General features: G+C 58.3%; 14 protein-coding genes and 1 pseudogene. 7 read left to right on the top strand and 8 right to left on the bottom strand.

Annotated features, from left to right (window positions below; translation table 11 throughout):
- Positions 1-131: 131 nt before the first annotated feature.
- The 3 genes from AC0L20_RS21855 to AC0L20_RS21845 are packed head-to-tail and all read left to right on the top strand — an operon-like array spanning position 132 to position 1384.
- Positions 132-776, top strand: coding sequence for a hypothetical protein (locus AC0L20_RS21855; protein WP_438742997.1), 645 nt, complete (start codon positions 132-134; stop codon positions 774-776).
- Positions 777-804: 28 nt separating this feature from the next.
- A complete protein-coding gene (locus AC0L20_RS21850) occupies positions 805-1131 on the top strand; it encodes a hypothetical protein (protein ID WP_438742996.1) in 327 nt (108 codons plus the stop codon).
- A 43-nt stretch (positions 1132-1174) separates the two neighbouring features.
- Entirely contained in the window at positions 1175-1384 is a 210-nt protein-coding gene (locus AC0L20_RS21845; protein WP_317245369.1) for a hypothetical protein, read from the top strand.
- 62 nt (positions 1385-1446) lie between these two features.
- Here the strand turns inward: AC0L20_RS21845 and AC0L20_RS21840 are convergent, their stop codons facing one another.
- From AC0L20_RS21840 to AC0L20_RS21810, 7 genes are all read right to left on the bottom strand, one after another.
- Positions 1447-1650, bottom strand: coding sequence for a cold-shock protein (locus AC0L20_RS21840; protein WP_317245370.1), 204 nt, complete (start codon positions 1648-1650; stop codon positions 1447-1449).
- A gap of 109 nt (positions 1651-1759) precedes the next feature.
- Positions 1760-2434 carry a hypothetical protein gene (locus tag AC0L20_RS21835; protein ID WP_317245371.1) on the bottom strand — a complete coding sequence of 225 codons (675 nt, stop codon included), beginning with the start codon at positions 2432-2434 and terminating at the stop codon, positions 1760-1762.
- A gap of 1208 nt (positions 2435-3642) precedes the next feature.
- A complete protein-coding gene (locus AC0L20_RS21830; RefSeq protein WP_317245372.1) occupies positions 3643-4002 on the bottom strand; it encodes a LysR family transcriptional regulator in 360 nt (119 codons plus the stop codon).
- Between the two features lie 372 nt (positions 4003-4374).
- Positions 4375-5721, bottom strand: coding sequence for an alpha/beta hydrolase (locus tag AC0L20_RS21825; RefSeq protein WP_473291989.1), 1347 nt, complete (start codon positions 5719-5721; stop codon positions 4375-4377).
- Positions 5722-5732: 11 nt separating this feature from the next.
- Entirely contained in the window at positions 5733-6887 is a 1155-nt protein-coding gene (locus tag AC0L20_RS21820) for a S1 family peptidase (RefSeq protein WP_317245374.1), read from the bottom strand.
- Between the two features lie 20 nt (positions 6888-6907).
- Positions 6908-7582, bottom strand: a complete 675-nt coding sequence (locus AC0L20_RS21815; RefSeq protein WP_473291982.1) for a M12 family metallopeptidase — start codon at positions 7580-7582, stop codon at positions 6908-6910.
- 4 nt (positions 7583-7586) lie between these two features.
- The gene (locus AC0L20_RS21810) at positions 7587-8669 is read right to left on the bottom strand and encodes a hypothetical protein (protein WP_473291979.1); all 1083 of its coding nucleotides are present in this window, start codon (positions 8667-8669) and stop codon (positions 7587-7589) included.
- 659 nt (positions 8670-9328) lie between these two features.
- Here AC0L20_RS21810 and AC0L20_RS21805 point away from each other — a divergent pair.
- On the top strand, positions 9329-9994 hold the full coding sequence (locus AC0L20_RS21805) for a hypothetical protein (protein ID WP_473291976.1): 666 nt from the start codon (positions 9329-9331) through the stop codon (positions 9992-9994).
- 127 nt (positions 9995-10121) lie between these two features.
- Positions 10122-11243 (top strand): annotated as a pseudogene (locus AC0L20_RS21800) (IS3 family transposase); the annotation flags it as partial.
- 74 nt (positions 11244-11317) lie between these two features.
- Here AC0L20_RS21800 and AC0L20_RS21795 read toward each other — a convergent pair.
- A complete protein-coding gene (locus tag AC0L20_RS21795) occupies positions 11318-11566 on the bottom strand; it encodes a hypothetical protein (protein ID WP_317245378.1) in 249 nt (82 codons plus the stop codon).
- A gap of 859 nt (positions 11567-12425) precedes the next feature.
- Here AC0L20_RS21795 and AC0L20_RS21790 point away from each other — a divergent pair.
- Positions 12426-13298, top strand: a complete 873-nt coding sequence (locus tag AC0L20_RS21790; RefSeq protein ID WP_473291969.1) for a radical SAM/SPASM domain-containing protein — start codon at positions 12426-12428, stop codon at positions 13296-13298.
- Positions 13299-13389: 91 nt separating this feature from the next.
- Positions 13390-13704 (top strand): quaternary ammonium compound efflux SMR transporter SugE, encoded by a 315-nt coding sequence (gene sugE / locus AC0L20_RS21785; protein WP_007600067.1) that lies wholly within the window; start codon positions 13390-13392, stop codon positions 13702-13704.
- Positions 13705-13807 lie beyond the last annotated feature (103 nt).

The raw sequence follows: 13807 nt of genomic DNA, 5'->3' as shown, positions 1-13807 counted from the left end.
ATCACATGACCATACGCGATTTGTGGAGGAAGGGAATCCCTCGATTTGAGCCCCGGGTCAAGCCGACGCACTGCGGCTTGCGTTCGCGCTCCGGTTGCGATTGAATTCGGGCCGGTGATGGGGGAATCAGAATGAGGTCGATAATTGCAGCCGGCGTGATGGCACTCTTGCTATTGGCTAGTTCGGCGCCGACGGCTGAAGCTCAGTTCGAACTGTTGGCATTCGCCGTCTGCAAGAAGATCCCGGGCGACGCAGACAGATTGAAGTGCTTCGATGCCATCGGGAAAAAAGGCGAGGATGAAGACTCAAGCACCGAGCCCACTCCGGTCAGAGGTAAGTGGACGTTCCGAGAGAGCAAATCCCCGATCGATGACAGCGATCAGCTCGTCGCAATGCTCCAGGGCGAAGCCGGTGAATCGTTGCTGATCCTCAGATGCTGGGAGAACAAATCGGAGGCCGTCTTTATCCCGCCCGATCTCGTTATTTCTGGCACCGCAAACCGCTACGACCTTCTAATCCGGATCAACGGAGATTCACCCGCAAGTGTGGCTGGTGTCGGCAGCACGAACGGAAGGGCGATTTTTATTCCCGGCGCTCGAGACTTTATGAATTTGCTCCCGGACCAAGGCAAGCTGTTCATCAGAGCAACTGGCTTTCAAGGCAGATTCAGCGACGGCACTTTCCTCTTGAATGATGTCACAGCCGCACGGAATCGGATCGCAGTGACCTGCCGCTGGACGACATCTAAGTCGAGCTCAATGAAGCCGAGCAAATGAGCTTGTTGACGCATTTTGGGGCGACATCATGAAAGCATGGCTATGTGTTCTGGCTGCGATCGTTGCGCTGATCATCGGCGCACAATTCATATCGATCTTTGTCATTCAACCGATCGGCGCCCTTCCGGAAGGCCGCACGGTCATTTTGATGCGCAAACCCTGGACCAGCGCAAAAGGGCTGGCATTCATCGATAGCCCAGACGCGTTCTGCGCACGAAACAGCGGAGGTGTTACGCTGCTGTGCCGCGGCATCACAGCAGGAGCGATAGCGAAGAACGCGACAATTCTGGCTCGGCTTCCTTACTCAGCGACACTTTATGGCATTAGCACTGGCGGCCGGACCTACGAGCGGTAAGGGTTCGTCCGGTACCCGTCCATCTTGACTAGAGAGAACGCTAATGGACGAATTCGCAATGCTTCTCGCGGAGTTGGACCGGTGCAAGGCAGAATTCGAGCACCTGCAGAAGGACCTCAGTCTCGCGACCGGCACGGGGCGGACCGATGTAGCTGCGCTTCAAGATACGGCACGCCGGATGAGCGGCATCGCAGCCCGTCTTGAGGCTGTGACGCGTGCGATCTCAAAAGGCACGGCCAGCGGAGTACATTGAGCACTCGCGCTCCTTGCCTGCCGAAACGCTTTAAGTCCGCGCTGGACCGGATCTCGGGCGCCTCACCCGACTCGCAGATTTTCCGCCGAGTCTTTTCCGCGGTTGTTCACGACATCGAAGCTAACCTTAGCTCCCTCTGCCAAGGAGGTGTAACCAGCCTTCTCAACCGCTGAGATATGGACGAAGACGTCCTTGCCGCCGCTGTCAGGTTGAATGAACCCGTAACCCTTCGTCGGGTTGAACCACTTCACAGTCCCCATAGCCACTTCAACTTCTCCATTTTGCAGAAACGAAAACTAGTACCGGAACTCAGACAAAAGCAAGGCAATCGTCTGGACGCGCGCACTCCCTCGGCTCGGCCCCTGCGGGCGAGCTTCACGCTGCCAACTTCGCCGGGACAACATCATCGTTCCAACGATGGATGATGCGCGTGGCAATAGTCTCTGCCGAAATGGTAGTGATCTGAGCGAAGCCGCCCACCCAACATGGCGTCCGGCCCTCAGCGTAGTCTCGGCTAGCGATGTCACGCTGTGTTTTCAGCGCCGCAATTGCGTGCGCTTCCAGCGTTGCCGGCGCCTTCTCTATTGCCGCACGGATCTCTCGCTCGTCCGCCTCGCTGTTGCACGGACATGGGTTGAAGCCCCGCGGAAAATCGATCACGCGCCATGGTTCGAGGTGCTCGCCGCCGGCCTGCAGCGTCGTCATCCGGAAACCGGCCGGGCCGTGCTGTTCTGAGATTCCTGCGACCGAAACTTCAAGTGGACTCGCAGCACCCATTGCGGCCATCCTGGCATTCAGCTCCATAAGCGTGGGACCGATTGCCTGCTTGAAGTCGTCAAAGCCGCTAGCCGCCATCGTCGACAAAGCGAGCGACACGGCCTGGAAAACAACAAATTGCTCAGCGCGGACCGTTGCGGCTGCTTTGAACTGGGGCAACAGGACAGCCTTGTTGCAAATCGCAGTGATTGCTTGATCTGCTGTGTTCCAGACAAGCCCGTCCGAGACGAGATGCGCGCCATCAGAGGCGACGATAAGGTTAGCTGCCGACACTATAAAAATCCTTGAACTGAAAATTGACAGTCCGTACGGCACTGACCGGCCGCGAGCCGCCAATTGCGAGGCCCAATCGACCGGCGAACGCCGCCACCGCAACAAGCGCCACGAAGCCTATAACCTGCTTGGCTGTGTTGCCAGCGCCCCACCGAGCGGATAGGAGACAAACCGCACATTGTTTTTGGCATCAATGCGGCGACGTCGCCATTCTCGGCGCAGGATGGCCTTGCCGAACGCTCAGTTCATCGCCGAGCAGCTTCCTTTCTTGATCTGTGCTCTTCGTGGGGCCCCCCGTTTTCACCGGTTTGGACCCTATCCGGCTGGCTGATGCCGGCGCGCTGGATCCAGTCCGCCACTCGCGGGAGACGATCTCGACAATATTCGGAAGGTTCTTTCGGCCTGGTCGCGGTCGCTCTGAAATCCGGATTAATCCTAGCCGTCGCGCTTCGTGGAAGGCGGTCTGCACAGTGGTGCGACAAACACCTGCCAATGCGGCAAGCTTGTCGATCGGGAGGTCGCAGAAGCCATGGCGCTTGATCTCGCCCGCGAGAATGCACAAGACGGACCGCTGCCCCTCGGTGAAGTGGTGCCGCAGGTTCTCCGGCAGCGCGCTGGAGCCACCGAGCATTCTCCGTCGCTCGCGCGATGCCTTGCGATCCGGAGACCGCTGCGGGCGTCGGGGCAAGAACCGGCTTAGGCGCCGTTGACCGCCAGCACCGACTGGCTTCGCCGCGGAGAACCGTCGGTGCGGCCTGCGGCCCTCGATGCAGGCGGCAGGGTGCGATGCTTCGCGGTCGGAGAGCTTGCCGGCGCCATACCGCTCCCAGATCAGCCGGGGGTTGGCGTCTAGCTGTTTCGCACTCTCGCATGATGCGAATTGAGCATAGAGGCCAGAAGCCTCGACACCCAGCGTTTCGACCGCTGCTTGCGGGAGATCAGCAGCAGATGTAGAATTGTTGATCGTGGAACTGCTCTGCGAAGATTTGGCCTCGTCATCTGCCAGGATGGCGGGGCTTCGCATTTTGTAGGGGTCGGGTGGCCCATCATCGTTTTGTTTTGTGGCCGCACCCCATTGATGCCGCTCATGGCAGTTAAGGGCAGTTTCGCGCGTAAGAGATTGATTTAGCTTGATACCGTCCAGCTTCCCAAGCTGAGTACTGGCTTATGGCTGTCCATAAGGACTGCTACGCGCCAATTGGACTAATTCAACAAGGCGGCCCTCGCCGGAGGGAGACCCGGGGCTCGATGAAATCGGGACAGCGGTTGGCCGCGATGATCTGGACGTCGAGCTTAGGGTAGAGCTTGCGAAATGCGGGCAGCATCGGCGCCATGTAGATCATCGCAAACGACAGCGAACTCGTAACGCGCAGCATGCGCTTGGGCGACGGCGTGCGGTCCCTCACGCCATCCTCGGCTTTGGCGTCGTTCAGGAGCGGGCTGCAACGCTGCAACAAATCCTGCCCTGCCTCGGTCAGCCATTGCCGGCGCATGTTGCGCTCGATCAGCCGCACCGCGAACCGCTCCTCAAGTCCGCTCAGGTGTCGGCTCGCGGCCGCGTTCGACATCCGCCGAATGTCCGCAGCCCTTGGACAGGCTGCCGAGCTCGGCGATCTTGGCGAAAATCTCTAGCTGGAGCAGCCGACCCAGTTTTGGCACATATCGGAAAAGAGACCTACGAGTTTGGTTGCCGCTTTCCGCAAGGCAAATTATTCGACACGCCGAACTCAGACGTGACTCGAGCCAATGGCGCGCCAGTAACTGCCGCCCGTTATTTTGATGGGCGCACCAGACTCGAACCTGGGACCCGCTGATTGAGAAACCACATCCGCCCTCAATCGATCAGTTTTCGCCTCCGTGCGTTCTATTTTTCGCGTTGAACGCGCACACATCTGCCAGGTTTGTGGCCCACAACTCTGCAAACAGCCGAAGAGCGATTCTTAATATGGATACATCCAATAAGTCGTATTCGAATCGTCGGGCATCGATCGCAGGGTCGGGGTCCGCTGCGGGGGTTTAAGATGCGTCGAAGACGAGATGATCCGGCCTATGTCATCGAGAACCGCGCGGCTGGTTGAGTACGTACTGTGATTTAGAGCAAACATTTCGCTTCCCACAGCAGAAACATCGACCGTTTCGATACCGGGCACGAGAGTTGGCCCGCTCTTGGTTACGAACCCCATTCGCGACGTGGATTGCGCTTTCTCCATGGAGGCGAGCAACGCGAGATCCGTCGAGGACGCGTATAACGTCACCGCGCCCGCCGCTGCCTTGATTTGGCTCGCGCGCTGAAGATAAATGTCGCGATCCACGTCCGGGGCCGCAAAAATCAATTCAGCAATCCCGAGCGCCGTCTGGCTCAGCGCGGCTTGCTGCAAGGCGCCCAAAACAACCTCGCTGCCCAGACTATGGGCAATCACGATAATCCGTGAGACTTTGCCCGCCGATTTAATGAGCTGGAGGAGATCGAACAAGCCATCCGGAGCGTACAAAGCACTCTCCCGATCGTAGTCATAGTCCTTCACTCCGCCCTTGGACGGCCAGGAGTACATCATGACACGGCCTTTGTAGTTCGCGTCGAAAGCAATTTGAGCCGCCTTGAAGGCTGCGTCGGAAAAGGCAACGTTGTAGCCGTGCACAAAGAGCATCAGGCTGTCGGCCGGATTTGCGATAGCGGAAGCAAACTCCTCACGGGAAAGACGATCGAGCTTCTGGATTCGGAAATGCTTTCCATCGGCCTCCGCCTCCTTGCGCATCCCGAACCAGCTTGTCTTCGGCGTTTCGACTTCTCCCATCTTGTGAACGATGGGAATGCTAACCGTCACGCGGCCAAATGTGTTGGTGGCCGCACGACTATAGGAGATCTGGGTCAATTCCAGACCGGACCCACCCGTCACCACGCGATTGGTGGCGAAGTAGACGGGTACCAACCCCTTAATCACCGGTCTATTGACCACCACCTCGGCTCCGGTGCTGCGTTTGTCGGGAGGCGCTTCCTCGCTCGCCTCACCGGTTGTCTGCCGCAAAGGGCGGTAGGCATGATAGTGCCGGACATGGTGGTAGTACCCGGGGCCATAGCGATAGCCGTATTTTTTGAACGCGCTCTCATGTTTCTGGGGCGCCTTCTGTATATGCCGGTTGGCCTGCTGCGAGGCCGGACCCTGGTGGGCGCAACCGGTCGCGAGCGCGCAAAACAAGACAATGAGCACTGTTCGAAGCTGCTGGAAGGCCTGGCCGAGCCGATGCAACCGGTTCGAACCTCGAATTGGCAAGACGAGCATGACCATCGATCAGCTACCTACTTTGCAAGGGTTTGGGAAACGTTGACCGTAGCGCCCAGCCATCCGCGATACCTGTCGACAGCAGGTCCGCTGGTAAGCCTGTAGGTGAAGCGAACCTCCGCCCCGCCGCCGTTGATCGCGCAACCGATATTGCTGGCACCATTGGCGGTCTCAACGTGCCACGTGCACCCTGTGATGCGGTAGCCGGGCTCAGCCGGGAAAATCTCGGCATAGTCCGCCGAATGCTCCGCAAATACGACCGGGTGATCGTCCTTGGTTTTGTCTACCGTATACGCCCGCTCGATCAGCTTCGGGTCGACGAGCTGCGACACCGGGATGTTCACGATGAGGCGGCGGTCTTCGGGCAGAAGCGTATGGATCGCTCCGGAGAGGATTTCGGGGATCTTCACACCGGCATTGGCTTGCGTCTGCACATGCGTGGAATTCAGTTTCGTCCAGTTCTCAAAAGAGATCGTTGTCTCGACCCACTTGGTCCAGCAAACAGAAGGCTTTGGAATGGCCGCGATCATGCTGTACAGAGGGCTTGCAGCAATCACGGTGGCGGGAATGATGAAGTTGACGCCAACAACATCCGCCTCGTTCCACTTGACGATGCCGCCAACTGCGATCCCCAGCAGGGCGCCGAACTCGTTGAATGCGGGGCCGCCGCTGTTGCCGACGTTCATGATCGTGTTCGTTTGCCAGCGACCGTTCGGGCTAGTCTGGTTGCTTATCAGACCGCTCGATATGCTCAGATCCAGATCGAGCGGATAACCGAGCAGATAAAGCTGAGTCCCCATCGGGGCTTGCTGGTTGTCATCGATCACGGGCATCGGACAACGAGAGGCGCCTCCGCTGTTTCCGGCGGGCTGCGACAGCTCGAGAAGAGCCAAGTCTCTGGCATCGTCGCGATGAACCGCAGTGACCTTGATCGGGTTCGCATTGCGCGACCCGAGACGGGCATTGACTTCGAAGCTCTTATAGTTCCCCTCGCGTCCGATCACATGACTGTTGGTCAGCACGAGGCTGTCGCCGATGAGCAGCCCGGAGCCGCCGCCGACTTCCTGCTTGTCGTTGTACATCACGCCAACGAACTGGACGTGAACCGTCCTGACGTTGTAACGCGCTGCAATTTGCACTGCCGCGCGATCCGCCTGCGCGGGAGCGCTCATGGATACCAAAAGACCGAGTGTCAGGACGGATAGAATGTTCTGACAGCGGCGATATCGAGAGGGCTGAGCTGTCCGTTTCCGTTCCATGCTGGATTACAATAGTTCATTATGGAATTGGGGTCGTACTTGGTGACTTTATAATCGCCGACCGAGCCAGAAGCTTTCTCGTTGCGGCACTGCTCCGGCGCATCGTCGCGGTTCTGTTCATGCGTGAAACCAAGAGCATGTCCGAACTCGTGGACTGCAACCGCACGGATGCAGAACGCGCGTCTATGGCGACAGCCTTTGCTCCAATGATCGAAACTGAAATTGAGAGTCATGCCCGATGGCTTGCCGTCGAGATACTTTCCGATGATGTCGGTGTGGGCGCCTTCATCAGCGACCCGCACGTGCACACCTGGCGCGCCGCCCGTACAGGACGGCCAAGTCTTCGCAAACCACACGCCACCTTGCGCCGCAGTCTCCCACGTTTCCGCAACCGCTTTTCGAACAAGATCGGCATACTTTTGATCCTTCGGCTGCAGGTTTTCCCAGCAGACCGGTATCTCTTTGATGTCCCATTTCGAGCCGCGGATGACCGTGCCGTACAATTCCATTTCGGAGACGCCCGAAGGAAGCGCAGGTTGAGCGTTCGCCGCCCAGCAGAACAAGAGAACGAGCAACAGAACGAATCTGGGCAGCCACAGGCGAAACATTTTCCTACTGCGTCGGTGTAGGGGTCGGCGGGAACACAGGAACTGGCGCCACAATGAAACCATTTGTCCGAGGCCCAGCGCCCGTACGGCGCCCGGTGGACCCGGCTCCTCCTTGGAATTCCTGCGACTTTTCTCCTCCCGGCGAGGGTGCCGTGTAAATTGGATTGTCCTTTGATCCAAGCGGCGGCGTTTTGTCCGCATAGCCGGCGGACCCGGATTTGGCTCCGTTAGCAAGGACGGCATTCGGACCGTTGATGTAGATTCCGAGATTACTGAACTGCTGAGCGGAGGCCGACGCCTGGACTGAGGCAGGCGTCCAGCGCGAAGAAGTGAGAGAGTATTTTGCCTCGACGCCGCCAGTAACCTGGACTGAAAACGTGTACGTCATTTGCGCCGGCTCCGCGCTCTCCGAAGGCATGGCCGGCGTGAGATTGTTGGCGGCTATGAGGATCGCGTTGTCCCGTAACCAAGCTGCGAGCGGCTTGGATGCATCGACAATGATACGCTTGTAGGCGGCGCGCTCCGGATATTTATGCTCGGCGAGGCCCTCGAGTTCGATCAAGTCCGCAGGCGCTCCTCGATAGCAGCCACGCTCATACCTTGCTGGATCCGCCGGCGCCGGCGCCGTATCGGAAGCTAGCTGGGCGTTCTGCTTCATCAGAAATGACCAGATCAGGTCATAGGTATCCTGGGCTGAAGCACTGGGGCCCACATGGGTCACATCATTACTGCTCACGCTCAGAATCCTTTTGTAGTCGAATGCCGTACCGGATCCGAGCCCGCCGGTATCGGTCACCTTCAACTCCAGAAAGAATGTGCCGTACAGGAAGGGGTCGATGTCAAAATGAGCGTACCTATCGAACGCCTCTTCAGGCCGCCTCTTGTAGATCTTCAGGTATTCCTTTCGCCTCTCGCGTTCGAGCTGGTAGAAAGTCACGACCTCACACCTGATCGACTTGAGAAAATACGGCAGCTCACCCGCCGTGATCACACCTGTCTGCGGGTCATGAATATGATACAGGCTGGTGCACCCGCTCACGGCAAGGCAGATGCCAATGCCAGCCGCGGCTCGGCTGAATATCCCCATATGAACGCCCCCGTCCGCGTGCCTGAGCACCGCGGATCTCCCGTGCACATTGAAAAACAGTCCGCATGGGTTCGTCAATAGCATCGTGACAACAATGCAGCTTTTCGTTGTCCCCGCAGGATTTTGCGCAGGTTTTCACTGCGGCCGTACACTTCTGCGAAAGCGGCTCGGTTGTGGCGGCTCGGCACCGGCGATGAAGTGTGAGCAACTGGTCGGGCCAATTGCAAATTGGTCGGCGCACGCCTATCGATGGAATATATTGGTGGTGGTGATTGGGACGAAAATTTTGCCTGGGCGCGTGGACAACCGAGCCGAAACGTCAGTTTTTGATGCCTGGAAGAATTTTTTGATGCCTGGAAGAAAGAGGCGCGGGAGCTTGCCGAACGACAGGAGCTAATCACGAATGCCAGTCGGGATGATCTCAGGAAAGCTCTGATTGAGCTCGACGCGCTGTTTCGGAATGCTCCCGGAAGCGTGCACAAGGCCTACCGAAATCTTACAGAAAAGCGAATCGAGGACGCACGAGAGAGCTTCACCGGCTCAATAGGAGATGGCCATCTCTCGTGGTCGCTATCCTATGAGGCGGCTGAACTGGCAGCCGTAAGAATGGGCGGCCTGATACGGGAACTTGATCACGCGCTTGCTGATCGGCGGTTTCATTGGCCGATCAGCCGAGTGAGTGGCACGTCGAGCAGCTTAGATGCTGGTTCATTCCGCGGCAGGGCGTGAGCGCATTGCGTCCGGCTCGAAGGCTGCAAGCCTACTCGAAACGGGGCCTGCTCTTTCATCGGATCCTGCCCTCAGTGATAAAGGGCTACCCGGTGCAGGTCGTGGATACTCGCACATTGCATAGTACCGCATCGGATGCGAGTGAGTGGAAGGTGGGCGCTTGCCTGTTCAAGGCACTAGAGCTCCAGCCGGAGCGCTGTTCAACAGAGTGCGATAAGCGCTTCATCATCTCTGGCACTAACGCACCGTCAGCTGAGGACACCATTTCTCAGCAGATCGATCAGGCTCTGAAGGAGAACTGCATCGCGATTGTGTGGCCCGAGTTAACCGTCTCGCCGGAATTGCGCGAGCACATCCTCAAGCTCGTTCGAGATCGCGACATTACGGACGAGCTGGAAGCTCCCGAAATTCTAATTCCAGGGACCTGGCACGAGACAACCGACCATGGGATCGTGAACCGAGCCCGGATCTACAACGGCTATGGAGAGGAGCGCCTGATCTACGACAAGATCGCCCCTACGCGCACGATGGTTGGGGAACGGAAAACATCACTGCGGGTGACCGTGTATGTGTCCTGGCCACCGAAGGTGCTTTGATGGGGGTCGCCATTTGCCTGGATTTCTGTGACGTCTGCGAAAAGAGCCGGCTCCGCAAATTTGAACAAGACGATAAGTGGAGTTTCTGCCTGAAACGCGGCGATAATCGCCGTGAACAGGAGAGACCATGAACAGACGATCGCGCCGGAACCACACACCGGCCTTCAAGGCAAAGGTGGCGCTTGCCGCCGTCAAGGGCGACCGGACGATAGCTCAGCTTGCCGAGCAGTTCGACGTCCACCCCATCAGATTACGGCGTGGAAGGCGCAGTTGGAGGGTGGCGCTTCCGGGGTCTTCGGCTCTGGGAGCATGTCGCCTGCCGCGCCTGCGATCGACGTGAAGTCGCTGCACGCCAAGATCGGAGAGCTGACGCTGGAGAACGATTTTTTAGAAGAAGCGCTCACCAAGGCGGGATTGCTGAGCGCAAAGCGATGATCGACCGTGAGCACGATCTGTCGATCACCAAGCAGGCGGAGATTCTGCAGATCAGCCGCGGCAGCGTTTATTACCTGCCGCGTCCGGTGCCGGACGCCGATCTCGCGATCATGCGGCGTCTCGACTGGCTGCATCTGGAGTTCCCTTTCGCCGGTTCGCGAATGTTGAGAGGCCTGCTGGCTGCCGAGGGGTGCAAGATCGGCCGCCGGCATGTCAAGACGCTGATGCGGCGGATGGGGATAGAGGCGCTCTATCGCCGTCCGCGCACCACAAAACCCGAGCCCGGCCACAAGATCCATCCGTATCTGCTGCGCGGCATGGAGATCACACGGCCGAACCAGGTCTGGGCGATGGACATCACCTACATCCCGATGGCGAGTGGGTTCGTCTATCTCGCCGTGGTGCTGGACTGGGCAACACGCCGGGTTCTGTCGTGGCGGCTGTCGATCACCATGGAAGCAGCCTTCTGCGTCGAGACGCTGGAGGATGCCTTGGCTCGTCACGGCAAGCCGGACATCTTCAATACGGATCAGGGCTCCCAGTTCACCGGACAGGCTTTTACCGGCGTGCTCGCCGACAACGGCATCGCGATCAGCATGGACGGCAAGGGCGGGACAACCTGTTCGTCGAGCGGCCATGGCGCAGCCTCAAATACGAGGAGGTGTACCTACGGGCCTATGATAGCGTCAACGAGGCGCGCAATTCGATCGGCCGATATCTCGACTTTTATAACAGTAGACGTCCCCATTCGAGTCTTGACGGCAGCACGCCCGATCAAGCCTACTTCACCTCGCTGCCGCTCCGCCTGGCAGCATACCCCCGGCAGACGCGCTCCACTTATCGATGCGCAGATTCTGTTCAGACAACCGGGACCAGCTCAACCTGACTTCAAGCGACTGGGCGAGACAAAGAGGCTTTTAAGCGAAGCCAAGGATATCGAAGTCGGTTGAGGATGTCGTTGTACGCGACACCGAGCGAGAAGCGCATCAAGGTCGGCAGGATGCTCGGAGTCGAAGCGAAATTGCGCGTGCCACTCGAGTTTTGTCCGATGAACACCGCAATGAGGTTGTCGGTGAACTGATCCCCCGTGAAAGACGATGAGCGAACCGCGCCCGAGCCAACCGTGAAACTGCTCATCGCGATACCGTAGATATAGGTGAAGTCGCCCGTGCCCTACTAGCGCCGCCGACTTGCTCCAGCGGTTTAGAAAAGTCGGAAGCCCGTAGGGCGGAACATTCGTACGCAAGGCCAGCGCGGCCCCACTCCTGTTCTGGACCCATCATCGAGAAGACGCCTCGCAAGTCCGACCGTAGCCCTGGCGCCCGGATATTTATCCAGCCGCCCTCCCGAGCATACGAAGAGCATGACGACGCCGTTCCCTCGTATAGCGTTTCCAACTATTGAGATTCACGACTTGGTGCATGAAGTGGTGGTAAAGAATTCGCACTGTTGACTGCGGCAAAGTGCATTCCCAGTCGGCACTTCGCGCGGCCGATCCCGATGCACGTCGATGATGATGACTTGGCCCTTGGGGCGGCGGCAACGGCCTCACATTTCATAGGAAGGCTGCGATTCAACTCATTTCGAGAGAGCTTAAATCGTACATAGCGTCATATTGTACGCTTTCGATCGCAGTTGCGCCTCCGATGTGCCATTGCGAAGACAGTTATCGCGGATGTGTCGGCTTATGGACAATACCGGCAATGGCATGAGTGATGCTTGTTGGAACAAGCGAGAGGTTAGATCGATGCCGTCGATGCATGTGCACTCGGCAGCCACCGGATCCTGCTGGACTGGGGGCGCTAGGGTGAGTGAGCCGTCGGCGCTGTCTTCATCGATCGCGGCCGCGGCTTGCGACGGTGAAGTGTTGCGGTGATGGGCGACGAACCGAGGATGATGCATGAGCGAACCGACATGAGGGATGCAATGCGAGGGTGCCCCCTCAAGATCTCTTTGTTCCCAATGGCGGAGCGCGGACGTGGATAATATACAATCGATGACTGCACAGGAGCTGCGCTCTGCAATTAGTGGCGGCAGGGTCTTGGAGGTAACCACGACAACGGGCTGTGTCGTCGGATGTTCTTATTGCCCGCAGGACAAGTTCGCCGAACGGCAAAGAGCTATATCCGACGTGAAGCATCTTTCTTTGCAAGATTTCAAGCGATGCCTGGCGCGCGTACCAGCAACTGTGGACATCAGCTTTTCCGGGTATTCGGAGCCTTGGCTCAATCCGGCTTGCACCGAAATGGTTGAGCATGCCTACGCGTGCGGCCATGGAATCCGGATTTTCACAACCCTCGTAGGAATGAATGGGCGGGATCTAAGACGCTTGCGTGCGTTGCAGTTCCGCGGTTTCCTGGTGCACGTTTTTGACGACGGCACGCATATGGACAGTGGTCTCGTCAGGCGCAGCTATGTCGATTTGATGCGTCAACTTGTTGATGCCGGCATTTCGTCACTGCTCTTCATAGTCATGGGCGAGGTGCATCCCGAACTAGTCGACATAATACCTGACGAAGCGCTCGTTCGCTCGCGTCCCCCGCGCAGCAGGCCTGCGAGCGGCGAGCTTAGGATGGTTGAAGCAAGACAGCCAATCGTTGGAGTGCTGACATGTCCTGACGAACGGCAATATCGGAATGTTCTTCTCCCAAACGGCGACGTTACTTTCTGCTGCATGGATTTTGAGCGACGGCACGTTCTGGGCAACCTTCTCCGCGACAGACACAAGGATCTCTTCGAAGGGGCGACATTTGGCAAGATTGCCAGTCGCATGAACGGCGCGGACGGTTTTCTGCTTTGTCGAACATGTGAATTCGCCGAGCCACTGAGGTCGGAATGCTCATCCTTGAGAGCAGTTGACCCTGACTGATCGAAACGAAACGGGAGCCCAGGCGAGGACGGCCTTGCCGCTCATCATCACATCAGCCGCGGGGACGACCCCGCCATGAACGGAGGTCGGCATGGCCTGGAGCATTTTGTTGGTCGCCGGCCTCCTGGAAGTCGCCTGGGCAATTGGCCTCAAATACACCGAGGGCTTTACCAAGCTCGTTCCGTCCGTGCTCACGCTCGTGGCCATGGCTGGCAGCGTGATCCTGCTCGGCCTCGCTCTGAAGACGCTGCCCATTGGAACTGCCTATGCGGTCTGGACCGGCATCGGCGCGGTCGGCACCGCGGCGCTCGGCATCATCCTGTTCGGGGAGCCGGCCGCCGCGTTTCGCTTTGCCAGCATCGGACTGATCGTGGCCGGCATTGTCGGGCTGAAGCTCGTGTCCTGACGAAAACGTCGAAAGCATTGACCCCACTAGGTCAACGCCGCAAGGATCGGAGACTTGCCGCCGTGATTGTCCGGCATGGACAATTGAGCTGGGCGCGTTCCAG

It is taken from the genome of Bradyrhizobium sp. Kon58, from assembly GCF_055807455.1.
Note: the sequence above shows the minus strand (reverse complement) of the source record. Positions and strands in the feature narration are given on the sequence as shown.